General features: G+C 57.6%; 34 protein-coding genes and 1 pseudogene. 15 read left to right on the top strand and 20 right to left on the bottom strand.

Annotated elements, in window-relative coordinates; genetic code table 11:
- Positions 1–66: 66 nt before the first annotated feature.
- From ACUH78_RS16555 to ACUH78_RS16515, 9 genes are all read left to right on the top strand, one after another.
- The gene (locus tag ACUH78_RS16555; RefSeq protein ID WP_445334055.1) at positions 67–669 is read left to right on the top strand and encodes a hypothetical protein; all 603 of its coding nucleotides are present in this window, start codon (positions 67–69) and stop codon (positions 667–669) included.
- A gap of 9 nt (positions 670–678) precedes the next feature.
- Positions 679–1,116 carry a hypothetical protein gene (locus tag ACUH78_RS16550; RefSeq protein ID WP_445334054.1) on the top strand — a complete coding sequence of 146 codons (438 nt, stop codon included), beginning with the start codon at positions 679–681 and terminating at the stop codon, positions 1,114–1,116.
- On the top strand, positions 1,109–1,489 hold the full coding sequence (locus ACUH78_RS16545; RefSeq protein ID WP_445334053.1) for a hypothetical protein: 381 nt from the start codon (positions 1,109–1,111) through the stop codon (positions 1,487–1,489). Before ACUH78_RS16550 ends, ACUH78_RS16545 begins: the two co-directional genes overlap by 8 nt.
- Positions 1,486–1,815, top strand: a complete 330-nt coding sequence (locus tag ACUH78_RS16540; RefSeq protein ID WP_445334052.1) for a hypothetical protein — start codon at positions 1,486–1,488, stop codon at positions 1,813–1,815. The genes ACUH78_RS16545 and ACUH78_RS16540 overlap by 4 nt, the downstream gene beginning before the upstream one ends.
- Entirely contained in the window at positions 1,808–2,131 is a 324-nt protein-coding gene (locus ACUH78_RS16535) for a hypothetical protein (protein ID WP_445334051.1), read from the top strand. Before ACUH78_RS16540 ends, ACUH78_RS16535 begins: the two co-directional genes overlap by 8 nt.
- Complete coding sequence (locus ACUH78_RS16530) at positions 2,128–2,571, top strand: hypothetical protein (RefSeq protein ID WP_445334050.1); 444 nt, start codon at positions 2,128–2,130, stop codon at positions 2,569–2,571. Before ACUH78_RS16535 ends, ACUH78_RS16530 begins: the two co-directional genes overlap by 4 nt.
- A complete protein-coding gene (locus ACUH78_RS16525; protein WP_445334049.1) occupies positions 2,571–3,608 on the top strand; it encodes a 3'-5' exonuclease in 1,038 nt (345 codons plus the stop codon). The genes ACUH78_RS16530 and ACUH78_RS16525 overlap by 1 nt, the downstream gene beginning before the upstream one ends.
- A 135-nt stretch (positions 3,609–3,743) precedes the next feature.
- Positions 3,744–3,905, top strand: a complete 162-nt coding sequence (locus ACUH78_RS16520) for a hypothetical protein (RefSeq protein ID WP_334108981.1) — start codon at positions 3,744–3,746, stop codon at positions 3,903–3,905.
- Positions 3,906–3,917: 12 nt separating this feature from the next.
- On the top strand, positions 3,918–4,169 hold the full coding sequence (locus ACUH78_RS16515) for a hypothetical protein (RefSeq protein ID WP_048704452.1): 252 nt from the start codon (positions 3,918–3,920) through the stop codon (positions 4,167–4,169).
- A 71-nt stretch (positions 4,170–4,240) separates the two neighbouring features.
- On the opposite strand, the gene ACUH78_RS16510 is transcribed toward ACUH78_RS16515, so the two are convergent.
- On the bottom strand, positions 4,241–4,444 hold the full coding sequence (locus ACUH78_RS16510; protein WP_011254674.1) for a hypothetical protein: 204 nt from the start codon (positions 4,442–4,444) through the stop codon (positions 4,241–4,243).
- Positions 4,445–5,992: 1,548 nt separating this feature from the next.
- Between ACUH78_RS16510 and ACUH78_RS16505 the strand changes: the two genes are divergently transcribed.
- Genes ACUH78_RS16505 through ACUH78_RS16495 form a run of 3 tightly spaced genes read left to right on the top strand, consistent with a single transcriptional unit; the run spans position 5,993 to position 7,399 of the window.
- Positions 5,993–6,271 (top strand): HU family DNA-binding protein, encoded by a 279-nt coding sequence (locus tag ACUH78_RS16505; RefSeq protein ID WP_041647862.1) that lies wholly within the window; start codon positions 5,993–5,995, stop codon positions 6,269–6,271.
- A gap of 13 nt (positions 6,272–6,284) precedes the next feature.
- A complete protein-coding gene (locus ACUH78_RS16500; protein ID WP_445334048.1) occupies positions 6,285–7,022 on the top strand; it encodes a complement resistance protein TraT in 738 nt (245 codons plus the stop codon).
- Between the two features lie 38 nt (positions 7,023–7,060).
- Positions 7,061–7,399 (top strand): hypothetical protein, encoded by a 339-nt coding sequence (locus ACUH78_RS16495; protein WP_445334047.1) that lies wholly within the window; start codon positions 7,061–7,063, stop codon positions 7,397–7,399.
- A gap of 55 nt (positions 7,400–7,454) precedes the next feature.
- Here the strand turns inward: ACUH78_RS16495 and ACUH78_RS16490 are convergent, their stop codons facing one another.
- The 15 genes from ACUH78_RS16490 to ACUH78_RS16420 form a co-directional block, all read right to left on the bottom strand.
- Positions 7,455–7,751, bottom strand: a complete 297-nt coding sequence (locus tag ACUH78_RS16490; RefSeq protein WP_445334046.1) for a hypothetical protein — start codon at positions 7,749–7,751, stop codon at positions 7,455–7,457.
- 67 nt (positions 7,752–7,818) lie between these two features.
- Complete coding sequence (locus tag ACUH78_RS16485; RefSeq protein WP_445334045.1) at positions 7,819–8,154, bottom strand: type ISP restriction/modification enzyme; 336 nt, start codon at positions 8,152–8,154, stop codon at positions 7,819–7,821.
- A 28-nt stretch (positions 8,155–8,182) separates the two neighbouring features.
- Positions 8,183–8,488 carry a hypothetical protein gene (locus ACUH78_RS16480; RefSeq protein WP_445334044.1) on the bottom strand — a complete coding sequence of 102 codons (306 nt, stop codon included), beginning with the start codon at positions 8,486–8,488 and terminating at the stop codon, positions 8,183–8,185.
- A 118-nt stretch (positions 8,489–8,606) separates the two neighbouring features.
- Positions 8,607–9,956 carry an ISL3 family transposase gene (locus ACUH78_RS16475; RefSeq protein WP_445334043.1) on the bottom strand — a complete coding sequence of 450 codons (1,350 nt, stop codon included), beginning with the start codon at positions 9,954–9,956 and terminating at the stop codon, positions 8,607–8,609.
- A gap of 2 nt (positions 9,957–9,958) precedes the next feature.
- The gene (locus tag ACUH78_RS16470) at positions 9,959–10,918 is read right to left on the bottom strand and encodes a restriction endonuclease subunit S (protein ID WP_445334042.1); all 960 of its coding nucleotides are present in this window, start codon (positions 10,916–10,918) and stop codon (positions 9,959–9,961) included.
- The gene (locus ACUH78_RS16465; protein ID WP_445334041.1) at positions 10,902–12,800 is read right to left on the bottom strand and encodes an HsdM family class I SAM-dependent methyltransferase; all 1,899 of its coding nucleotides are present in this window, start codon (positions 12,798–12,800) and stop codon (positions 10,902–10,904) included. The genes ACUH78_RS16470 and ACUH78_RS16465 overlap by 17 nt, the downstream gene beginning before the upstream one ends.
- 168 nt (positions 12,801–12,968) lie before the next feature.
- The gene (locus ACUH78_RS16460; protein WP_445334040.1) at positions 12,969–13,634 is read right to left on the bottom strand and encodes a hypothetical protein; all 666 of its coding nucleotides are present in this window, start codon (positions 13,632–13,634) and stop codon (positions 12,969–12,971) included.
- A gap of 65 nt (positions 13,635–13,699) precedes the next feature.
- Positions 13,700–14,077 carry a hypothetical protein gene (locus ACUH78_RS16455; RefSeq protein WP_445334039.1) on the bottom strand — a complete coding sequence of 126 codons (378 nt, stop codon included), beginning with the start codon at positions 14,075–14,077 and terminating at the stop codon, positions 13,700–13,702.
- Complete coding sequence (locus ACUH78_RS16450; protein WP_445334038.1) at positions 14,074–14,436, bottom strand: hypothetical protein; 363 nt, start codon at positions 14,434–14,436, stop codon at positions 14,074–14,076. The genes ACUH78_RS16455 and ACUH78_RS16450 overlap by 4 nt, the downstream gene beginning before the upstream one ends.
- Positions 14,433–14,675 (bottom strand): hypothetical protein, encoded by a 243-nt coding sequence (locus ACUH78_RS16445; protein ID WP_445334037.1) that lies wholly within the window; start codon positions 14,673–14,675, stop codon positions 14,433–14,435. The genes ACUH78_RS16450 and ACUH78_RS16445 overlap by 4 nt, the downstream gene beginning before the upstream one ends.
- Complete coding sequence (locus tag ACUH78_RS16440) at positions 14,659–15,378, bottom strand: hypothetical protein (RefSeq protein ID WP_334108989.1); 720 nt, start codon at positions 15,376–15,378, stop codon at positions 14,659–14,661. Before ACUH78_RS16440 ends, ACUH78_RS16445 begins: the two co-directional genes overlap by 17 nt.
- Positions 15,379–15,432: 54 nt before the next feature.
- Complete coding sequence (locus tag ACUH78_RS16435) at positions 15,433–15,999, bottom strand: hypothetical protein (RefSeq protein WP_445334036.1); 567 nt, start codon at positions 15,997–15,999, stop codon at positions 15,433–15,435.
- A gap of 29 nt (positions 16,000–16,028) precedes the next feature.
- Complete coding sequence (locus tag ACUH78_RS16430; RefSeq protein ID WP_334108990.1) at positions 16,029–16,277, bottom strand: helix-turn-helix domain-containing protein; 249 nt, start codon at positions 16,275–16,277, stop codon at positions 16,029–16,031.
- A 98-nt stretch (positions 16,278–16,375) separates the two neighbouring features.
- Positions 16,376–16,963, bottom strand: a complete 588-nt coding sequence (locus ACUH78_RS16425) for a hypothetical protein (RefSeq protein ID WP_445334035.1) — start codon at positions 16,961–16,963, stop codon at positions 16,376–16,378.
- A 184-nt stretch (positions 16,964–17,147) separates the two neighbouring features.
- Complete coding sequence (locus ACUH78_RS16420) at positions 17,148–17,360, bottom strand: hypothetical protein (protein ID WP_510497575.1); 213 nt, start codon at positions 17,358–17,360, stop codon at positions 17,148–17,150.
- A gap of 161 nt (positions 17,361–17,521) precedes the next feature.
- Here ACUH78_RS16420 and ACUH78_RS16415 point away from each other — a divergent pair.
- Positions 17,522–17,920 (top strand): annotated as a pseudogene (locus ACUH78_RS16415) (ISNCY-like element ISAtsp9 family transposase); the annotation flags it as partial.
- Between the two features lie 199 nt (positions 17,921–18,119).
- Positions 18,120–18,971, top strand: coding sequence for a hypothetical protein (locus ACUH78_RS16410; protein WP_445334034.1), 852 nt, complete (start codon positions 18,120–18,122; stop codon positions 18,969–18,971).
- On the opposite strand, the gene ACUH78_RS16405 is transcribed toward ACUH78_RS16410, so the two are convergent.
- From ACUH78_RS16405 to ACUH78_RS16395, 3 genes are read right to left on the bottom strand one after another with little or no spacing between them, the layout of a single operon-like run.
- Complete coding sequence (locus tag ACUH78_RS16405) at positions 18,931–19,488, bottom strand: recombinase family protein (protein WP_445334033.1); 558 nt, start codon at positions 19,486–19,488, stop codon at positions 18,931–18,933. The genes ACUH78_RS16410 and ACUH78_RS16405 overlap by 41 nt on opposite strands.
- Positions 19,489–19,513: 25 nt before the next feature.
- Positions 19,514–19,903: a HepT-like ribonuclease domain-containing protein gene (locus ACUH78_RS16400; RefSeq protein ID WP_445334032.1), complete on the bottom strand. Its 390-nt coding sequence runs from the start codon at positions 19,901–19,903 to the stop codon at positions 19,514–19,516.
- Positions 19,900–20,166 carry a nucleotidyltransferase family protein gene (locus ACUH78_RS16395; protein WP_445334063.1) on the bottom strand — a complete coding sequence of 89 codons (267 nt, stop codon included), beginning with the start codon at positions 20,164–20,166 and terminating at the stop codon, positions 19,900–19,902. The genes ACUH78_RS16400 and ACUH78_RS16395 overlap by 4 nt, the downstream gene beginning before the upstream one ends.
- Positions 20,167–20,285: 119 nt before the next feature.
- Here ACUH78_RS16395 and ACUH78_RS16390 point away from each other — a divergent pair, with 119 nt between their 5' ends.
- Complete coding sequence (locus tag ACUH78_RS16390; protein ID WP_445334031.1) at positions 20,286–20,594, top strand: type II toxin-antitoxin system YafQ family toxin; 309 nt, start codon at positions 20,286–20,288, stop codon at positions 20,592–20,594.
- A gap of 198 nt (positions 20,595–20,792) precedes the next feature.
- Here ACUH78_RS16390 and ACUH78_RS16385 read toward each other — a convergent pair whose 3' ends face one another.
- Positions 20,793–22,088, bottom strand: a complete 1,296-nt coding sequence (locus tag ACUH78_RS16385; RefSeq protein ID WP_445334030.1) for an ISL3 family transposase — start codon at positions 22,086–22,088, stop codon at positions 20,793–20,795.
- Between the last annotated feature and the right edge of the window lie 84 nt (positions 22,089–22,172).

The raw sequence follows: 22,172 nt of genomic DNA, 5'->3' as shown, positions 1-22,172 counted from the left end.
GCAGCGATTTGACGACGTTTATATAAACAGACAGAATGCTTCTGTGCCACCTACAGGAGCTTTCTAATGTCATACGTTGCACGCAAGTACTTCGTCCTGCCTGCGGATCGAGAAGAAGTTAAACGCGGCATCTCGATGTTCATGCTGGCCAAGTCGGATGCGCGGGCCTCGTACCGCGAGATCGAAGCCCATGGGGCGACCGGGATGTGTTTTGTCCCCGGTAAGGGGTGGGGCATGACGTTCAAGGATCGCCCTGAAGCGGGGAAGGTTGCGGGCCTCGGGCGGTTTTCCTTTGTCGAAGAGGCCAAAGGTTGGGTGGCTGTTCCTGACAAGCGGACGTCGGCAGGCAAGAAGCTCGATGAACTTCTTCAGAACACCATAGACCTCCAAGAGATCTGGCAGTGGTCGCTTGAAAAAAGCCTGGGGATCTATGGCGTCGTGGCATGCGGATTCCCGACGGTTTTCCATCACTGTGTTGCCAAACCCTTGGCCGACGGTCGCGTGATCGTCTCGACGCCTGACGCGAAAAACAGACCTGTCGGCGGCGGCTACTCGCGCAACTTCGAGGACCCGGTTATCCCGAATTGGGCCGTGGAGATCTCGGCTGAGGAATACAAGGCGCTCGATGCGCTGCCTGAGTTCGGTCGTGAAAACGCGGAAGCTGCCTGAGGTGTCGTCGTGATCGAGGCAGCCAGAGAAACGATCGAGCGGCTACAGGGAGAGCTCTCCCGGGCACAGCAGACGATCGAAGCACAGCAGTTGGCGTATCGCGCCATAGTTGCTGACTACCAGCACTGCGCGAACACACTTCAGGAAGTGTCGACGCGGCTGGAAGAAGAAAAAAAAGGCGCTCTCAACGGCTGGCTTCGCGCCATCGATGAGGAGTTGGTTTGCACTTTTCTTGGAATCGCGAACCCCGAAGAAAGCTACGAGCAGGCGAAGGTCAAGCTGAATCGGCTCATCGCATGGCACGTCAATGTTGCTTGCGACCCTGCCGTCAATGGTGGCTGGGTGCTGATGCCTCAGGTTCTTGACGATCGGATGCAGGCGGTTTTGGAGCGCAATGGCTATCAGGCGCTCGTCGATTCTGCGCGAAAGGAGCGCTCCGGTGATTGACGAAGGGTTTGAAAAAGATGATGAATTGGTCGATCTCATTGGCCGTCTTCGCGCCATGCAGGGCATGGGGGATGAACAGCTTAAATCGCTGATGGACGGCGTTGGTCCGCAGGCTGCCAATGAGATCGAGCGCCTACGCAATCTCCTTAAGTCTGAGAGGGACGAAGCTCTTGAGCAGGCTCGTCTGCTTGGCATGGGTAGCGAACGAGAAGCTGCGCTAATGGCGAAGCTGGATATCGCCACCGCAGGTAATGGGCGGCTCCGGTGGTTGCTAGGGCAGATCATGGACGCACTTCCTGCGAACAGGGATTGGCTCGATCCGCAGCTTGAACGCGAGGCAGTTATTGCTAGGGGTCAGGAGCGCAGCGCATGAGCGTTAAACAAGAGCATCGCTATTACAAGTGGGTGCTTGAGACCGGCCGCGCAGTGACCGACCGGCAGCGTGAGATCGAGGCGGCGACGATGGAGCGCAAGCCGCGCCCCTGCGTGATACCGCCCAAACCGAATGCCAATCGCCGACAAGTGCGGTCGTGGATGCGCAACAACGCGGACGGGTACGGTAGCGCAACGCAGCTTGCGGAGGCTGCAAACGCTGCCCTCGATCTACCACCTGGCGCGATGGAGGACGAGTCGCACTGGGTGTGGGAGGAGGCGCTTGCAGCGTTTTATTCCGATGAAATGGAGAAAAGAAGTGCCTGAAACGCTTGAAAAAAGACGGCCGCACGACCTTTGCCTGCATGTGCGCAAGAGCGGCGCGGGAAGCTGCTTATCATTCATGCCGTTGGATGCGCGGGTCCAAGATAACTTGCTCAGCGATGTTCGAGGACTGATTGCCGAATACGCTCAGAGCGTGAATGCGCCGTTGGACCCTGGCGTCCTCGCCGATGCGGGCGTGGAAATCGTCTCCGAGCAGACGCTTCAGTACATTGCCAGTCTCGAAAGCCTTCTTGAAGAAGCCGCTGCTGATACAGAAGACGATGCATTCGCGGAACGGATCGAGAGGGTATTGCGGTGAGCGAAATCGAACGTGCAGCCATGCCTGATCATGCCGAGCTGATCCGCGACATCGCCAAGCTTCTTGCCTCGCGGGTTGAGGCTGCGATGCAGCACACTTTCCGCCTTGAATTGGCCGATGCGGTGAGTGGCAAGCCCTTCGCTCCAGAGCAGCGCCGCGAGCATCTGATGATCTTGTTTGCCGAGATCATCAAGGGCATGGGGTCTGACCGATTCGCGGAAACGCCGGTCGAGCTTCTCGACCAGTTTGCCGTCATGTCGGTGATCAAGAACCATGACACGGGCGGACTCTTGCGCAGTCTCGTTAACTCCTTCCTTATCGCCTACAGCACGCCGGAAACTGCAGACCGCGCCTATTTGGCGCTCACGCAGCTTGAGGCCCTGCGCGTAGAAGTGGGGGAGGTTCGGAAGGCAGTTTCAGCCAATGTCGTGATGCATTGATGGCAGGGCAGGAGAGGAAGATGGATCAAGAGCAGATGGCATTGGCGCTGGAAGCCACCGGACAGTACCGGGTGCTGCGCCGCTTCGTGCCGGCAGAGTCGTATCAGCTCGATGATGAGAAGATCGAGGCGAACCGGGTTCGTTCGGTCTTGGTGGTGGACGTCGAAACGACCGGTCTCAAGAAGGATTGGGACAAGATCATCGATATTGGCCTCGTCCTGGCTGAGTTCGACAGAGTTTCCGGCCAAGTGCTTCGCGTTCTTGAGCGCTACAGCGGCTTCGAAGACCCCGGTCGGCCGATCCCCGAGGAAATCACCCGGCTGACCGGCATCCGGGATGAGGATGTCTTGGGGCAAACGTTCGATGATGCGCGGGTCGACGCGCTCATTGCCCGAGCAGACCTGGTGGTGGCCCATAACGCGCCGTTTGATCGTGGCTTCCTCGAGCTCCGTTTCCCCTCATTCCAGAGGAAATGGTGGGCTTGCTCGCAGCGTGAGGCGCCGTGGTCCCAGATGATGACCGGCTCCACTAAGCTCGAATGGCTGGCCTTCCAGATTGGCGGCTGCTTCTACGACGCGCATCGGGCTTTGGTGGATGCTGAGGTGACGTTGTTCATCCTCTCGCGAATGGGGCCGGGGGGCCGACCCATCCTTTCGCATCTGCTGGAGGTCAGTGGGCGCAAGACCTACTGCGTCTGGGCTGAAGGGGCGCCCTTCGATGCGAAGGACAAATTGAAGCTGGAAATGGGCTACTCCTGGAGCGACGGGGCGAGCCCGGACAAGCCGATCAAGGCATGGTTCAAGCAAGGGGTGGTCGATCTCGACGCTGAGCTCGAGACGTTGGCCAGGACGGTCTATCTGAAGTCTTCGGTGGTGACAGTCGACGCGATGACCGGCTACGAGCGATTCACAGATCGATACCATTCTCGGGATAAGCGTCCGTTGCCCGGGCTTCAGGTTGAGGTGCCGGAACCCGTGGCAGCGCCTCCTGTGGAGCCCAGTCGTACGAGCACGCCGACACATGGCCTGCCGCTGTAGAGATCGGTCTGCACCGATCTGCGCCCGTGGGATTGAGGCTGAAATATTTTTCGTCTTGAGGGCCAATCATTTTGGAAGTGGGTTGGATACTGGTTTTGAGGGGTGCATGGTGTGCCCCTAGACCAGGAGGTTTTCATGAAGCCAGATAATGCAAGCAATGAGAAACGGGCGAGTCTTCGCGGACCCTTGGTCCGGCTTTCAATCGTGATCTTGATCGCCTTTTACATTGGGGTGCTGTTCGGTAAGTCAGAGGCGTTGCGAGTTTTTGCACAGGCCGGATGCCAGCTTGGTTTTTGATGGTTGCATATCATGATCGATCAAACCGCATGGGCCGCCCGATTCAAGGCCGGCGCACCGTATCAGCTCAAAGAAGCCCTTGATATCGCCGAGCGGCTGAACTGGGTAGTGATTGAGCACAGGGATGATCACAGCGCCAAGGGTGACTGCCTGTGGGCGATCCTGCCCGACGTCAATCCCGAGTTCTGGCTTGATGCCACGCCGACAAAGGACGAAGCGATCGCGATCTGTGAGTCGATGGGTTGGCCGATCAGGAAGGCCTGAGCGTGAACGCAAAAAAGGCCTCTGACTGAAAGGATCAGTGAGAGGCCTGGAGTCGAGTCAGAGACTCAAGATCACTCTCCAGCGCGAGCGATCATCACCCGTTCCGGAGGAGGCGGGCCAGGTTGTTCGATTTGAACAACAATCGCATCCACAACAGGAGCAGGTGCCTGAGTGAGTTCAGGTGGTTCCGACGCTCCGATGGTTACGGATGTCGCGATGTATCCGATCATGAATACGACATGACCGAAAACTTGGTTCAGGATGTAGGCTTCCACGATATCTCCTTGGGTTAGAACTGCACCCTGGAAATGCCATAGCCGGGCTAGTAAAAGGACTTGCGGGTCGTTTGGCAAGGGATTCTAAGTGAATCAAAAAGGTTACTTGCAGCGTTTCTTGTAACCCATTATCCTGCCCTTGAAGTTCAGTTCCGGCAGCGACCGCACGCACTGCTCGTCGGGACTTTTCGAAGGCTGCGGTGCGCCGTGGAACGTGCGGTGAGGCGGGAGGTAACGCAGCAAGAGCGTGGTGGGGAATCACGGCAGGCCGGTGAAAGTCCGGCGCTCAGAAGCAAGGTCGTTCTTTGAGGGCTTGGCCGACCCCGCGTAGCTGATTCGGCGACAGAGCGGCTTTGCTTCTGAGCCACCAACGACTTGGTGGACAAGGAATGCGACGGAGCGCGGGGTCGCAACCCGCATGCACAGCTACTTGAGTACAGCGTACCGGTCCCCCTCTTGCCGGGTAGAAGGTAGCGTTCCGAAGCATGCCGAGAACCGAAGGCGCATGCGGCAAGCCGGGGAAGGGCCGGCACCTACAAGAAAGGCGGCTGCCGCACAGGGAGAAAACCCTCCACGTTGCGGAATCTGGGCGCGCAGATCAGTCGCCTTCCTTGTGGGTTGGACTGTTGGCTTAGAAGCAGCCATCAGCTAAGGAGTCGGGCAAGGGCATGTAGTGACAGGGTAGCGCGGCCGAAGGGCATCAAGCCGCGTGAAAGGTCGATAGGTTGCTTGCGGGAATCCGCTTGCGACACAGCAAGGCGGCGTCGCTCGTCGCTGAAGCAATGGGGTTGCTCCCCTGAGACCGAGTTGCGCATGGGCCACCTGGTAAGCGCAGAGGCACCCCGGAGACGGTAAGGCCGAAGCCCCGTTTGGCGTAGCAGCACACCTCCACACCCTCCGCACTGGCGAGGCTAAAGGCCAGTATCAACAGGAAAGAGGGCGTCCCGTGAAAAAAGCTGAACAGGGCTGCCGAGTAATGCGAACGGACGGACGCAGGTTGCTAACGCTGTCAGGCTCCCTCTTTCCTGTTGAAGTGGTTTTTACGGCTGGGCTGACAACCTTCTGTCATTAAAACCGTAATCCGTGGCGAGTCAGCTTAGCTACGGCGGGGATCGCCCCTGTAATGGAAGTGCCAACGCACAGCACGAGATAGGCGATTGCTCGGTAGATCGGTCTCGGCTGGTCTATTCGGCGGCGAGACAGCCTGGAGAGACAGGCCTCACACGCATGGCCACTGGCAGATCGCCATCTTTTGCCGAGGGTGGATTAACGACTGTCGGAGGTGCGGCAACACCCGGCCCGATGCGGGCGCAGTGGTCAGTCGTGTGGGACGCATCTGTCGTCACTAAGGAAGTGCCAGTTCGATTCTGGCTCGTTTGCCGAGGCTTGGTAGGACGGGGGGCGGTTCGAGTCCGTGAAAGGTCGCAGGGCGACAAATGGCATGGCGGCCCGGAAAGACGGGCGCCACAGGTCGGTCGATTGCGCGAGATGCGAGGCCAGTCAAACGACCTCTGGCTAAGAAAAACTTCATTGGAGTAAGAGCGAGTCATGAATAAGGCTGATCTGATTGATGCGATTGCATCCAAGGCGGGGGTGACCAAGGCCGTCGCGGCTGCAACAACGGATGCGTTTCTCGAGAGCGTTACGGAGACGCTGGCCGATGGTGGCTCGGTCATGCTGGTCGGCTTTGGGAATTTCACGGTGAGCGAGCGTGCAGAGCGTACGGGCCGTAACCCTCAAACAGGTGCTGAGGTCCAGATTCCGGCAGCCAAGGTACCGAAATTCTCCGCCGGAGCGAAGCTGAAGGCGGCCGTCAATAACACGTGAGTCGGAGTGCATTTTGATTAAGAAAGCTATTGTCGTGGCCGTTGCCGCGACCGTCCTTAGCGGTTGTGCCGCTACCCAGGTTGCGATCAGCAAGCGTGATCTCGACGTCCAGACGCGCATGTCGGAGACAGTCTTCCTTGACCCCGTCGGTCAGAGCAAGAAAACCGTCTTCGTCTCGGTGCGCAACACCAGCGACCGGCAAGAGCTCGACATCAGCCAGGAAATTGCCTCCGCGATCCAGTCCAAGGGCTACACGCTCATGGATGACCCGGATGCTGCGCACTACATTCTCCAGGCGAACATCCTTCAGGTCGGCAAGACTTCTCCCACTGCGACGGAAGCTGCACTCAATCAGGGTTACGGCGCTTCGGTCCTGGGTGGTGTCGTGATGGGTTCGGGCGTCGCCTATGCAGGCGGCAGCAGCGGCCGGGGCATCGCTGCAGCAGGTATCGTCGGCGCATTGGCTGAAACGATCGCAGGCGCCGCAGTGAAGGACGTTTACTACTCGATCTCGACGGACTTGCAGATTCGTGAACGAATCCGCGGTGGAGGCACGGCAACCGTCAATTCCGCCCATCAGCTCAAGCAAGGTACCAGCGGCGGGTCCAATGTGACGTATTCGGAGCAGTCCGAGCACAAGATCTACCAGACCCGAATCGTCTCCATGGCCAACCAGGTCAACCTCGAGTTCGAGGCTGCTGTTCCTGAGCTCAAGCGCGGTTTGGTGACCTCGATCGCAGGCTTGTTTTAAGTGATGGTCCGCGCGGTCATTCATCGGGACTGAAAGACATGAGCATGGATGCATATTTGAAGAGTCAAAAAGACCGGAACCGAGCACAAAAGAGTATCCGAAGAAATCCGAACATCCTGGTTACGATGCTCAGCGAAGGCTTTGCGCCGGATGGCACCAAAAAGGTTGCTATGCGAAAAATTGCGGAGAGGATGGACAAGAAAAAGTCATGGTCGGGAACTTCATTGCTGAAGGAATTGGTCGGCCACGGCTATCTTCGCCATAAAGGTGAAAGCTATTCGATCACAGACAAGGGCATAGCCCTTATTCAACCGCGGATAGCCCAGGGTGATTTGCGCTCTGCTTCAGATGGTGAACATGCCCCAGAGCCAATCTAGATAAAAATCCCGCCCTTCCAGCAACGCAACGAGCGATGCTAGAGGGCGGGAGATGTCAGGTCAGGCAGGCACGGTCGCTACAGACACGACGCAGCGCCTCCTTGATTTCCTTCCAGGCGGCTTGACGCTCTGCCGCGCTTTCGAATCGGGCGCGGCCCCACCAGAAGTCCATCCAGGTCCGAAGCAGCGCAATGTTTGCTTCATCCTCCTTCGTGGCAGCGCGAAACCGCTCACGAACCTTCAGACCATCCCTGTAAATGACCAATCCTGGCTCGGAAGCGGTCTTGCTCTCCGAGTAAATCCGGATGCGCTCGAGAACGTCGAGCAGTGCGTCACGTAATGTGCCATCCATTGCAGATTCTCCTTGGTTAGTGCTGCGACCAGGAGATGCTTTGGGATGAGTGCGAAAGCTCAGCCCCTTATGCGACAAATTCGTTGAGTGGTGGCAGTCCTTGGACGATTCTGCAGCTTTCCAAGCTAACTCTCACAACCCGTTTGAGCAGATCGACGATATACCGCGGGTCATCCGACCACTGGTTCGGATCGTTCTTGATGCCTGAAGCCTTGTCGACCGTGACCTGGTAGCGCTCCATGATCCACTCGATCGCCGACTTGCCGTTGACCACGTACTCGTAGGCCTCGAGCGGGATGTCACGCAGCACTAGGTGTGGGTTGTAGACGATGACGCTCTTGTCGGGCTTGCCGTCCTTCTTCCCGAAGGTCATCTTCGTCACCAGGTAGTCATCCGGCTCCATGACCAGGCGCTTCGCTTCCTCGGTCAGTCTAAAGTGGGTTGGAGGCCGTTGCTGCCGACGACAGATCGCGAATCTGACGAACCGCAGCGGTTTGCACCATGCGCGAAAACGAGATTCCTTTCCGCGCCTTTGTCTTTGAGGCCGCGTCCTTGAGCCAGGCACGCGCTTCTTCCCGGCTCCCGAGCTGGTCAGCCAGTATCGATATCACCATCGGATCGAGCGAGATGGTCGTCCTCTTTCCCTCGCGGTTGCGTACGTGGAGGCGCGCGATGGCCGCTACGCTCTTGCGAGGCTTGCGCGACCCTTGAGAGGGGTTGGGGATGCTGGCATCCATCTGGCTGAAATCCTTTAGGTTCAGTTTGAATCGATGATAACAAAAGGGGGTAAAAAAAGGGTATCCGGAATATAGTGTGGAATGCATTAGGGACCGCGAAGGTCCCTGATGTTGAAATTTAGGCGAAGTCGCCCGCTTCTAGTTTTCTCACCAATGTTGGAATGTACGGCCCGTACTCGATAACGGTTTCCTCCGCTTTCGAGTCGAAGAGGTTGTCGTAACTTAGGACCACTCTCCCCATACCCATAGAAGGTGTAGCAGGAGCTGCTTTCCTTGGTTTCTTGCGAATGGTTGTTCGCGTGTCGGCGCGGGCTTCATCATCGAACAGCAGACGAGCGCGGATGACATCAAAGCTATATCCTCTGCCCATACGATTCATCCCTTTTGCCAAATTGTTGATTGACTCTGTATAGGCGTTGGACACCGGATAGTCGTAGTAGTTGAAGATTTCAGTCCACCAGCTACGCAGCGCTCCGCGTACCTCCCTAAAGGCACCAGCCACGTTGCTAGGAATGGATGCCTCCCATTCTTCAGCCGCACGCATGGCATCGGCCTTGGAGGTATGGCGGTAGATGTCGTGGAATCGCTCCTTAACTTCGTAAGCCGCACCCAAGGCAGGGTATTGCTCTGACCAGGCCGCAAGCTTCTCCAGCCCTTTCTCATCCAAGTTGTGTTTCCGAGAAAGCAACACAAACCGGTCGTCTTTCAGTTTCAGCCGCGCCTTGGTTTCCAATTCCTTACGGATGGCCTTGCGGACCCGTTCAATGCTGTCATTGGCCATCCGGACCACATGGAAGCGGTCGGCCACAATCATTCTGCCGGGGAACTGGTCTTCTGCTACCTGTCGGTAGACGTTCCATAGGTCCATCGTCAGCACTTTGACCTTTTCCTTGGACGGCATGGTCTTGAAGTAGGAGAGCAGGTCTGCCTTGTTCCTGGTGGGCAACATGTCGAACAGCGACAGCTTTTCAACATTCGTCAGCATGCAACGATACTGACCAATGATTTTTAGTTCGTCGATACCCAATACCTCGGGTGCTTCAAAGACCACACTTTCCTTCAAGTTGGAAACGTAGTCGTCGAAGATGTGCCGGATAGTTTTGTCGTCAACGCCGACTTCCCGCGAGAGCTCTGCGAAGGTCTTGCGTAGGCAGTGGCGCTCGATGTGTTGGACTAGGCGCGTAGTTGCAAGTCGCTTGCCGTCCATGACCGCCAGCGGCTCGAAGAGTGTTTTGCCACAGGACTTACAACGATAGCGTTTACGGTCAAGCTCAATAAGCACGCGCTTGCCGTGCATTGGCGTATCAAGATAGGTCTGCCTCTGGCTGCCGTGGCGGTAAAGGCTTTCACCGCAGGCTGGGCAAGCAGTCGGCAAAACACTGCCTTCCGCCTCCACCTCGTAATGGTCACCGCAGTCCTGAACATGCAATGTTCGCAGGTACGGCAGCAGATTCAGGAAATCAACCATAATTATTGCACCTGCGAACTGTAGGGCAAAGCTTTGATGAACTCCTCCATGAAGGCCCAATCTGGCGTACCGGCTGTCGTAACTGGCAACTTGATGACCGCTTCCCGCATGCGTTCCAGGTGCCATTTGCGCCCGTAGTTGAAGCGGTATTTTTCCATCCGGATGATGGTGCAGATGAACAAGGCAGTGGCCGGCGTGAGTGCGAAGCCATTGGGATAGAGCACGTTCACATCGTCGGTGGCCCAGTAATCTACAGGCTGGTAAAACGCCTCAGCCACGGAACCGTTGTAGCTCACGCTGATGGTGCCGCCCTTGTGAATGGGGTCTTGACCGATGTGAGCGGTCACGCCGTTGGAAGTGTCCGATGCTCCGATGTAGGGCATCGTGCCTGGCTTCATGTTTACCTTTGTTAGCCGTTGACCTTTACGGATGGTGAACAAGCCTTGAAGGGTGAAGGCTTGCCAGTTGCATACATCCAGCACGCTGGGTGCCTTTCCGCTTGCGGGGCTGTCACAGCCGTCAAAGCGGGTAATGTCTGTCTGGTCAACGTAATCAGGCAGCTTATCAGGCTCTGGAACCATGATGTGCTTCAGTGTTCTGTTGGCCTGCCGCCCGTAGCTGAACCTGTATCGGTTGGAGACGATGCAGTAGCAATAGAAGAGCAACTGCGGCTTTGTCAGTGGGATTTTGGGCCGTAACAGCGCCATGTCTCGACCGGAGTAAAAAGGCTCTTCTTGGAGAAAAGTGGATAGCACACCATTACCACCCAGCGCACTTGTCAGCAGGCCTGCCGGGGAAGGTTTCACCCCTGGAATAGGCGCAACATAGGCTGAAATGCCGTTGTCTCCCATCTTGCGTGAGACAAAAGCCACCCCACCATCGGCCTTGCTCAATGGTCTAAGCCTGTTAAGTTCCAGGGAGTGGCCATACACAACATCAAACAGCTCACTCACCGGCTTCATCAGTATCTCCCTCTGCCGGCACCATGTCCTGGTTGCCCAAAAGACGATAGATGGCGTAATTGCGCACCACCTTCTCAAACTCTGCTTGGGTGAGCTTGCTGTAGTCCGTCTCCATGTAAGCTTCAGCGCACCATTCATCATCGGGGCCCACCTTCTGCATGACGCTCTCGCCGGCGTGCACTTCCCGATTGCGATACATCTCAATCCAACGGTCGCGAATGCCAGGCCAGTTGCCGTTCAGGTCGATGCGGCCCTTGTGCTTGGTTTTCACAAAGCCATCGTCGCGCCAATAGCCAAACCAGGTCTTCTTTGACATTTGCTCGTGGGGCACACCTGCAATCCAGACCATGATGCAGGTGACCGTGCCCACCGGGTAAAACAGCTCCTGGGGCATCGACATGACCGCATCCAGAGCGTGGTGCTTCATCAGCTCTTCCCGCATGGGGTTGGGCGAGATGGCGCACGACATGGGAACAATCGCGATACCAACACCACCTTGCGTGAGAGTGTCGAGCATTTGCTTGACGAAATACAGCTCATGCAGCTCCGCGTCGCTCTTGGACTGCGAATACGGCGGGTTAAGCATGCCCACGTTGGGCTTCATCTTCTGCACGGCTGCAATCACTGCATCATCAAAGCAGCTGGCCTGGTGCAGGTTGGCCTTGCCATCACCACGCAAAATCATGTTGCTGGCAGCCAAGGCAAACATCTTGGGGTTGTTTTCAATCCCGATGAGCCGGTTTTGCTTGATGTCGTTGCGCTCTTTGTCCGTGACGGCCTTCTTGAGCATGTGCTGCATGGCCGAGATGAGGAAGCCGCCCGTGCCCGCACAGATGTCCAACACCTTGGACTTGGGGTTGACGTTGGCGATGAGCGAGAACAGTTCAGCCACATGGCGCGGCGTCAGCACGATGCCCAGTGCTTTTTTGTCGCCCGCGGTGTATTTCAGAAACTCACCGTAGAACTGCCCGACCACATCAAAGTCGTGAAAGACATTGATGTAGGGCCACACGTTGTCGGTGATGCGGGTGATTATTTCCTTGAAGACCCCATCTGGATACTCTTTAGCCGTCTTGCTGTCAGGCTTGCCAAGATTGGGGTTCACTGCAATCGTCGTATACGGCTGCAGCATCGTGTCCTTCTTGGCCTGGGGGATAGAAGCCTTGTCCAGCTCCTTCTTGATAGCCATCAGCCACGCTTCCTGCACCTCTTCGGCAGGTAGAGTGTCAAAGGTCTTGATGAACGTGTTGTTCATCAACGCAATCAAGGTCCCACTCACTAGCAGAGGCTTTTCTTCTTCGGAGATTTTGGCCTTCGTCCAAATCAGCTCGTGAAGCTCGCGTGAGAACGCCAGCAGGTCAGAGTGGCGCTTCTGGGCCACGTCCGGGTCGTAAGACGCCAGGCGGTAGTAGTCATCGTAGGGAACCAGTTCGGCAACCGGGGCGTTACTCTCGTTGACCAGCTCCTTCACATCCGTGGTGCCCGCAGGCACAAGGAAATTGGACACCTTCATGGAGCTTGCCGTCGTGCCGCTCACAGCCACCGCCAGTACGGTGTAGTGCTTGGCTAGGTGCTTGGCGTAGTGAAGAACGCCATCCACGGCATAGTCTACCGGCTTGTCGCGGCCAGTGCTCTCGTGCTTCTTCACATCCGGCTTGCACTCCACAACTATCAGGAATGCCGCATCTTTCCGGTTAGAGATGATGAACTCGGGGTAGCCAGCATTACCCTTAGCGTTCTTGCTCGCCTTGGAAAGCAAGCCCTTGACCTTGGCAATCTCGGACTTTTGCTCTTCGACAGAAATGCCGTTGTCCGGCTCGTAGTAGCCAAAGGCCCGGAGCTGGTCTCGCACCAAGGCTTCTGTTTTGCGTTCGTTCGCCATTCAACACTCCATTCCGATTTTGAAAATGATGGTAGCGTACGATGTTTCAACAGTCAATTCCGAAGTGCAGCTAGAGTATAAGCGTGCCTTGCAAACATCTTTCAACAGTGGATTCCGGATACACTAAAAAAAACGCCCCTGTATCTCAGGGGCGCGTGGGTCAGTCGGTCAGAACCAAAGTTCGTTGCTCGTACGTGCTGCACGTCCGTTCTTCAGCGCTTCTCCGTACCTTCGCTGGTGACGGATCGACTGCTGCATCTTCTTGGGGAGACTCCCCATCAGGCAGGACTTCGCCTTCGTGAAGGTCGTGCTGGACTCGACTTTGCTCATCATGTGGCCATAGCCAGCATGTATCTCGTGGCCTTCTTCAATGAGCGCAGCAATCAGCATCTCCTCAAGGTGCTGTGACTGCTTCCAGGCGATGCTACGGTACTTGTCCGAACTGATGCCGTACTCCGCATGGAACTCCCGCTCGTCGTAACACCAGATCGGGTGGACCGAGTCCAGCGTGTAGATCGGTGCAATGACAAAACACAAGTCTCGGCCCATGAAGGGCTCACGCTGGTAAAACAGCCCTGCCTTGTCGATCTCGAACCGGGACTTGAGGCACTGATACCGATCGCCGTAGCTCTTGTGCCAGCCTTCCCGTTCGTCGACTTGCACATCGAAGGCTGCTGCGATCGAGTCGGCCGCTGCAAGCATGTCTTCCTCGTCACACTGCCTGACGTACTCGACTTCATCCCTGTCCAACTCGTCTTCGGCCTTTGTGAACCCCACGTGGAGCGCACGCGAGTCGTCTTCGAGTAAGGACGGATTCCAGACGCCGTATCCCATGATTTTCTCCTTGAAGGTTAAGTGTTACTGCCTTCAGGAGATGGCCGAGAACGGGTGGTAAAAGGCTAGATTGAATCCTGGCTGTTCGCTATAGGCACAGAATCTTCCTCTGCGTCGCACAAACCAAGGCGGACGAGGCGCGCTTTGATTGCACCACAACTGCGACCGTGCTCTTTGGCAAGCTGCTGAGTGCTTTTCGTTCTGGCGTAACTGTTGCGAAGCTGCTGATCTTCAGCTTCGCTCCAGGGTTGTCCTTGGCGTGATAATTCACTGGACTGGCTGTTGGATGCCGTCTGTGTTTGCAATGCCTCTGCGCCGAGAAACAGGGCACGCACAACCTCTACATCAGAGAGAACGCCGCCAAGAGGGAGGATCTCCCCCGTGGTCGGATGTAGCCCCTGAGCGAGCATCTTGAGGGTTGCTGCAGCTCGATTTCGGGTCATGGCCTCCTCTCCTCCAGCATCCACCCTTCGTCGAAGAACTCCTCCTCGACGCCAAGACGGCTGCAAAGGTCGCCCATAGAGGAACACGTTTTCGGCGGCCGGACCCCGCCCGAGCGACCAATCCCTGCGTAGAAATAGCGGGCGATGAATTGCTGAGGTGCTACATCGTCTCCGCTTACCTCCAGGATCGCCGCGTACAGCGTCTCGGAGGCGCCTCTTGCCGCAGCGGGCACCACGTAGCCGTGAGCGTAGTTGATGGTCATGAACTCATTGGCGGCTTCTTCCTGGCTAGAAGCCGTGATCGACGTGACCTCTATTGCCGACTCAGGCTTCACGAAGCGCACACGGTAGGTTTTCACGGATGTATCTCTTGAAGAATTTGGCAGGCGGGGCAGTCCGAGTCGCGGGAATCGAATCCTGTGACAGCGTCGGGGCAGAGGCCTCGATAAGCATGAAGCACCTGGCCGGCAGCGATCTTTACGAGGCCATCGGTTGCGGCATTCAGACAGGCCGCAAGGCCATCGCAGTTCTCGGGCATCTCCGTGATGCCGGTCGCCTCATAGAGAAGCTTCGCAGCGGCCTCAAGCGAGTAGCGCATTTTCGTTGATCCTTTCGTGACGCCAGTGTGTGACTTGGCCGCAGCCCACGCTTTCGGCCATAAAACTCCCGGAGGGCAGGGCAGAAAAGCGAGTTGTACGAACGATGTGGTAACCGACGGCAAAGGCGGGGTGTGCGGGGTTTGTAACCTCGGAGAGCCTGCAAAGCGCCTGCACCTCTCGACCCACAGGTGGGAGGCCGTCATCTACAGCGACCCATTGCTCGTTCACGGAGAATGCACGACCAGGCCGTGTTTCGACCCCCTCGTACGCGAGTTTGCGTCGATACAGCGACTCGAGTGCGATTCCGACAAGGTGCTGAATGCGCTGCCGAGCACTCCCCTTCTCTGCAAAGAAGGGCGAGGCGGGTTGGTTTGCTTGGAGGAGCCGTTCAACGAGTTGATCGATGAGCGTGTCGATCTTGCCGGGGACTGCCTCAATCACAAGATCACCCCATCGCACCTCGCCCTCATGAGTCTTGGTGAAGGGCTCAAACGCTTCGATTTGGTTGTGATCGCAATAGAGGCAGCGCCACCCTGACAAGGTTGCGATCAGGAGCCCTCGATTGCCGTCGATGGTTCCGTGGTGACCTTCGTCATTCTTTCCACAGAGGAAAGGGTGTCCGGGGCCATGATCACTGACGCCAAATTGGTACTCGTTGAGGGTTTGCATCTGAGCGGGCGTGAATGGCGCTTCGATCCACATTTTCGTCTCTCTGGAAGCGATCACCCGCCTCCGGGGTGATCGCTGTGCTTCAATTTACTCGATCGGCAGTGCGTTGGCCGACGCCGGCTCGTCCGAGCCTAGCAGTGATGCAATGTCGGTTGCCGTGGAAGACGCCTCAACAGCATTCTCGCTGGAGTGCGCCGCAGCGCTCGCAATGGCCTGAGCGGCTTGCGCTTCCGCACTCGGTGTTTCAGGCGCACTCTCAGCCGCCGGCTCTTGCGACACCTCTGCTTGCGCGGCTTCCGCCTGGGCTTTGGCGAGCAAGGCCTCATCCTTTTCTCGCTTCTCGATGGCTCGAGCGTACTTGACGAGATCCTTGATGGAGAGCTTCGTGACCTCAAGGCCTTCAGCAATCCAGCCGGCGACTAACGCTGCGACAGCGGCACGGTCTGCGATGGCCATCGAAACCGTCCGGACAAGCTCGCCATCCTCATTGAGGGCGCCGTAAAACGCTGCGCCGTTCGGTTTGGTGATGGCACCTTCCGCGAGGTGGCGGCTTGCAAAAGCCGCTGCAGGGGGAGTCTTCTCAACTTCCCTGGGGTTCATGCTGACGAGCACGCGGCCGGGCTCGACGGCGACTTCGTATTCGTTGGTCTGCAAATTTTGCATCTGATCTTTCTCCTGAGGTGTTACTGGTCTTCGGTGGATTTACGAAGCATGTTAACAATCGCTTCGGCTTGCTTCTGAGTGCCATAGGCTATTGTCAGAAGCATTTTTGTTGCATTAGGGATATTCCGGCCGCTTTCGTAGCGGGAGCCACCCGACTGAGTGGTTCCAACGCGTCCCCAGAACTCGGTTTGATTTAATCCTTTCTTTGCCCGGTAGTGAATGACGTCCTCGGGCGTTGTGAATGCCAGCTTAAATTTTGGGGTGGCCATCTACCTTCTCTCCTAGTGTTTTCGAATAAACGTTTCGCTTATTAATTCTCATCCTAACAGCGCTGAAATCCTTGTCAAATGTGGTTTCTACCTTCAAGCTAAAGGGCGAAATAGCCTGCGATAGGAATCAACAGGGGCCACGACCTAAGCGCAATCTTGATATCACTGGTAGATGGCCACGCGCTCATGGAGACTTGTGCAAGAACATACCAAGCGAGTAGATCCCACCATGAGAAAAACCATCCGTATCGTGTGCGCCAGTGAATGAAGATAGCGACGCCAACGAATCCAAGCAGGGGCGCAAATCCGACGAAAACGGCGTTGAACCATCGGATGTTGTTGAGTCGAACATGCCCGAGCTCGTAATAGCCCTTGTCGATATGGCGCGGGATGATGCTCATCGCCACCGGCTTTGCGTAGGTTAGAACACCAACGAGCAGATGCAGGAGCTCGTGGATGAATACGCCGGCGAGCAGGGAAAGGCTCTTGGTGTAGAGGCCGGACCGCGCATGGAGCGCTTGGAGCCAGGCGCAGATGAGCAAGACCGGGATGAGGTAGAGAATGGCGTTAGCGTGTGCGTCGAATACAAGGCGCGCATCGCGTAGAAGCTGAAGGAGTCCGAGGTAGGTCTCAGTGAGAGGAGGGGTCATGGGCGTGGTGTGGAAAAAAAGAACCCGATCGAGCACGAGGCAAGATCGGGTTCTGCGGGTCAGGCGACAGGAGGGCGCAGCAATGCGCAAACCTGCTTCGGGGGGCTCGTGTGAGCCTTCGCTTGGTTCCAAGCATTTTTCGACATGAGCAGCGCAGCCATGACATCCTCCTTGAGTTAGATCTGCAAGGAAGGTATGCGGCAGGTTCGATATGAAAACCTCAGCACGAGACAACGGCCATCAACGAGGTGGGCACCCCTTGCACCTTGTCGCCGACCGCGCGGAACCGAACCTCCAGGGCGTGACCACGGGTTGCGGTCCGGACGAACTCGACGAACTCTGCACGAGTCGGCTCCCACTTGTGATCCTGATGCCGAAACCCTTTTTCAATCCGGTAGTGCGGATTGAACTCCCGGTTTGGGGCGGTAATCACGGGGCCGTCTCAGAATTCGGAAAAAATCGTACGCTAAGCGAGAAAGTGGCTACCAGAGCAGCAATTCTCATTATGGCCTTTGGTCTATCCTGACACCTTTACCGGATAGGAGTTTTCGCCATGTGCGCCGCCCGTACTGTCATCCCAACAGCACTGAGCCAGGCCGGCCTGATCGCTCAGCCGACGACGCAGTGCAGGTCAATTGGTGCGAGCTCACCAGTACCACTGAGAACGGACGGGTGCTGTACCGCAACGCCTTTGCCACCTCCCATGCCGTACGTGCCGACAACGTCGCCGAAGTCGTCGCCGCAGGCCGGGCGAGATGGAAAATCGAGAACGAAAACAACAACGTCCTCAAAACCAAGGGCTACCATTTCGAGCACAACTACGGCCACGGCAAGAAGCATCTGGCCAGCCTACTGGCCACCCTGATCATCCTGGCTTACCTCATGCACACCGTGCTGCAGTGGTGCGATGGTCAGTACCGATTGCTGCGTGAGCGCCTGTCTGCACGCCAACGCTTCTTCAACGATCTGCGCACGCTCTCGTGCTACCTGCGCTTCGAGAGCTGGGACGCGATGCTCGCCTTCATGATCCAGGCGCTCGATCAGCCTTTCACGCCCTATGCTCAGGACAAGCAATCGCCATAATGAGAATTGCTGCTACCAGAGAGGGATTGTGAAAGCACTTCGTTATTTATGGTAATGTGCTAAGACTGGCTTGGGCGTGCAGGTTCCAAGCTCACAAAAGGGGGGAGCCATGATCGGCTCGATTGGTTTGTATTCCACAACCCAGGCAGGCGGCGCTACGGCTTTCAAAGCGGCTTCGGCGACCGAGCGGGTTTCTGAAGCTTCAGAAAATCAGGGCGCGTCAGGTACGCAAGGCGGCACAGAGACGATTTCCACGCTGGCCCGACAACTGGCAGCAAGCGCCAGCCGCGCCGAAGAACGAGACAAGACTCTCACCCGTTCAGAGTTGGCCGACAAGGCTAAAAGCATCCTGAATCAGGTGGTCGGCAATGCCTACTATGCCAACAAAACGCGGCACGACAGCGAGGTTCCGAAAACCGACGATCCGGAGTTATTGGCCAGAGCCAAGCAGGCGACAGCATTCGTCAATGACGCCGCACAAGGCGGCCACTCGATCAAGAACCCATTTGCCGGCCTATCGCAAGAACAATTGTCCAACATCATCTACGACGAGAGCGGGATATATACGGTGAATGAACGCCATGCTGCTTGGCGTGAGTCTTACGACCAAGAAGAAGCATGGCGCGTAAAAGTGGCTCAGCAAGCCATGGACGAATACAACCGGACAGGAAAATTAACCAATTTCTTCAGTGAAGTTCTTGAGCATTACAAGAGCTTGCCCGCCATTGAGCAGGCCCAATATCCAAAAGATTATGCCGCTGATCTGCAATCGAAAATCGACCTGGATTTTAACTACCGGACGCACCAGGCAGAGGGTAAAGACAAAGACCCCATGAGTCTGATCGAAACGCTATTCGAGCAAAGCCCGCAGCAAACCGACGAACTTCGCCACAAGAATGATGCTCCCGATTCTTTCACGACTAAACACGCCCTGAGGCCGGTATCCAGCGGTACAGGGTAGGAACGGAAACACCAAGATTCGTGGCCACGTCACGCGGTGGGACGCCGTTGGCCAATAGTTTCTTCGCCGACTCGATCTTGCTTTCTGTCATTTGCCTTCGACGCCCGCCTTTTCTGCCGAGTTGTCGGGCAACTTCCAGCCCTGCGCGGGTGCGCTCGACTGTTAGCTCCCGCTCCATTTCGGCCAAGCTGGCCATAACGTGGAAAAAGAAGCGTCCAGAGGGCGTGCCCGTATCAATTGCATCGGTCAGGCTCTTGAACTGGATACCTTGTTGGTGAAGTTCGCCAACCAGATCAACCAGGTTCTTGACGCTGCGGCCCAAACGATCCAGTTTCCAGACCACGAGCGTGTCGCCCTCGCGCAGCATTTCCAGTGCCTTGGTAAGCCCTGGACGCTCGACTCGACTGCCACTGATCTTGTCGTTGAAAATCTTTTGGCAGCCGGCCTTGGTCAAAGCTTCGCTTTGAAGGTCAAGGTTCTGGTCCTGCGTTGAGACGCGGGCATAACCGATCAACACGGGTTGCTCTCCGCCTTATCAGAGGTCACGGCGGCGCCAACCCTCCGCCGTCGCGCGCTTCATCGCCGGCATTTTGGCGCACGACGGGCAGTTGCTTGAGTAACGCCGGCAGCCATTCCTGTACCGTTTCCCACACCACATCAAGGTTGATGTCGAAATAGCCGTGTGCCATGCGATTACGCATGTTGCGCATGCTGCGCCACGGCACTTCGGCGTGTGCCTGGGTGAACTCGGCGTAGCCATCCATCACCTTCGTGGCGGCCTCGCCGATGACGATCAGGCTCAAGATGACGGCCTGCTGGGTGCGCTTGTCGGCCAGGAAGTCATCCTTGGCCATCCCTTCCACGAAGCTGCGCGCATCGGTTGCGGCTTGCTGGATGTGGTCGAGGTAATCGGGCAGGCGGTTCTCATTCATACCGGTCGTGCTTCCGCGAGGACCTTGGCCCGGAACTTCGGCGGCAGGTCGCCGGGTGTCAGCAGGTCGACGTCAACGCCGAGCAGCGATTTCAGTTCTTCTTCCAAATCGCCCAAGTCCAACAGTGTGGTACCGGGCAGCGCATCGACCAATAGGTCGAGGTCGCTGCCATCCCGGTCGGTGCCATGCAGCACTGAACCGAAGACGCGCGGGTTCGCTGTTCGGAAGCGGCTCACCGCTTCGCGCACCACGCTTCGCTTCATGTCGAGCACAACGGACGGTCGCATGGGCATCCTTTCTTATCGAAACTCGTTGAAATGATATGCGTATAAGAATAGAGTTTCAAGAACTATTTTCGAGAATTGCAATGTCTTGATTTCTCGTGCCACGCCTGTCATTTTCAGAAGACGACTGCACCAGACAACGCGGTTTGAAGGCTGTTGTGCAGTCGTCTATTGAACGAACAGTATCAGGAGTCCGCTGCACGAATGATGACCTCAAGCCGGTTCTGGTCGCGCTGGCGACCGATCAGCCCCTGGATGTGCGATACCGCGACCACGATCTTTCCGGCGATTGGGCGGGCTACCGCGAATGCCACATCAAGCCCGACCTGCTGCTGATCTACCGCAAGTCCGACGCCGACACCCTGCGACTGGCGCGGCTTGGCTCCCATAGCGAGCTGTTCGGCTGATGCCAGTCGCCTTGTCCGCCAAACGATCATTAGCCGGACAAGTGCCATCTTGTCCGGAAATATAATTGATTATCGGTTTCTCGGACATTAAGATAGGCGGACGAGATTACGGACAAAAGTGGGCGGCCATGGCACTGATCGGCTGTCGGTTTCAGAAGACGAATGGCTCCATGTCGTTTCGTGTGGAAAGCAACACCGTCACTGGGGCATCGCCGGCGCGAATGGGCTGGCCGGCAGGTGCTTGAGCTTGGACATGCGTAGGTAGGCGATGGCGATGAAGTTCTGGCTCGTCCTGAAGCCGCGCGCGGCGCGCTTGGCCTGCTGCAGCAGCCCGTTCATCGCCTCGACGAAGGCGTTGCTGCGGTGATCGACCATGCCGCGCACCACCGCGTCGAACCGCTCCTTGAGCGTGGCGGCCAGCTTCTTGAACGGCTCGAGCCGGCAGCGCCGCGCCCAGCTCAGCCAGGCCCTGAGGTCGGATGCGGCCTGTTCGATGCTGTTGTGCGCTGTGGCCCGCGCGTACACCTCGCGCAGCGCCATCTTCAGCCGCCACGCCCGTGCGCTCTTGAGCGTCGAGCGCTGCAGCCAGTGCATCGCCTGGAGCTGGCGGGCGCTCCAGGTGCTGGGGTTGCGCCGCATGCCCCACAGCAGCTGCCTGAGCGTCTTGCGGCCGCCAGCGCCCAGCGCGGCTCGCACCGCCTGCGCGTCGGTGGCCATCTCCGCGCGGCGCACCTGGTCCATCGCCTCGATGGCCATCGAGACGACGTGAAAGCGGTCGTAGCTGATCTGCGCCTCGGGCAGCGCCAGCGCCACGCCCTTGGCGTAGGCTGCGCTCATGTCCATGCACACGTGCCGCACCTGGGCGGGATCGCCGCCATGGGCCTTCAGATCCTCGGCGAACTCCACCACCGTGCGGTGCTCGCGCCCCTCGGTGGCGAACAGCAGCCGCTTGCGATCCAGGTCGTGCACGACGCTGATGTAGTGCTGCCCGCGCCGCAGGCTGGTCTCGTCGATGCCCACCGTGCGCACGCCGGCGAAGTCTTCCAGCGCACGCGCCTGCGCGACGTAGAACTCGATGCGCCGCCACAGCCGCTTGTCCTTGCAGCGCAGCAACTCGGCGGCCTGGCGCACCGGCAGGTCCAGGCACAAGGTCAGCGCCAGCGCTTCGAACGCCGCGGTGAAGCCCGAGCCCGGACGCGCCCAGGGCACGGCCACCTGCGTGGTCTTGCCGCAGGCACCGCAGGCCACGCGCGGCACGTCGCAGTGCAGCCAGGCCTCGAACTGGAAGAAGTCCAGGTGCCGCCAGGATCGGCGCAGCCGGTCGTGCACCGGTTGCGTGGCCGCACCGCATGCCGGGCAGGCGAGCCTGCTGGTGTGGCAGCCGATCTCGAAGTCGATACGCCGCTTGGTGGTGTCGAGCCTGACGTCATCGACGACCCACGGCAGCTGCAAGCCCAGCGCGCTGGTGAACAGAGCTTCTACGGCAATGCCCATGGACTCATCCTCCTGATCAAACACGCCTCGTGGACATGTGCACAGGCCGGCCAGCGGGGCACTTCGCATAACCCCATTTCCGAA

This window comes from Thauera sp. ZXT1-4, from assembly GCF_052598215.2.
Note: the sequence above shows the minus strand (reverse complement) of the source record. Positions and strands in the feature narration are given on the sequence as shown.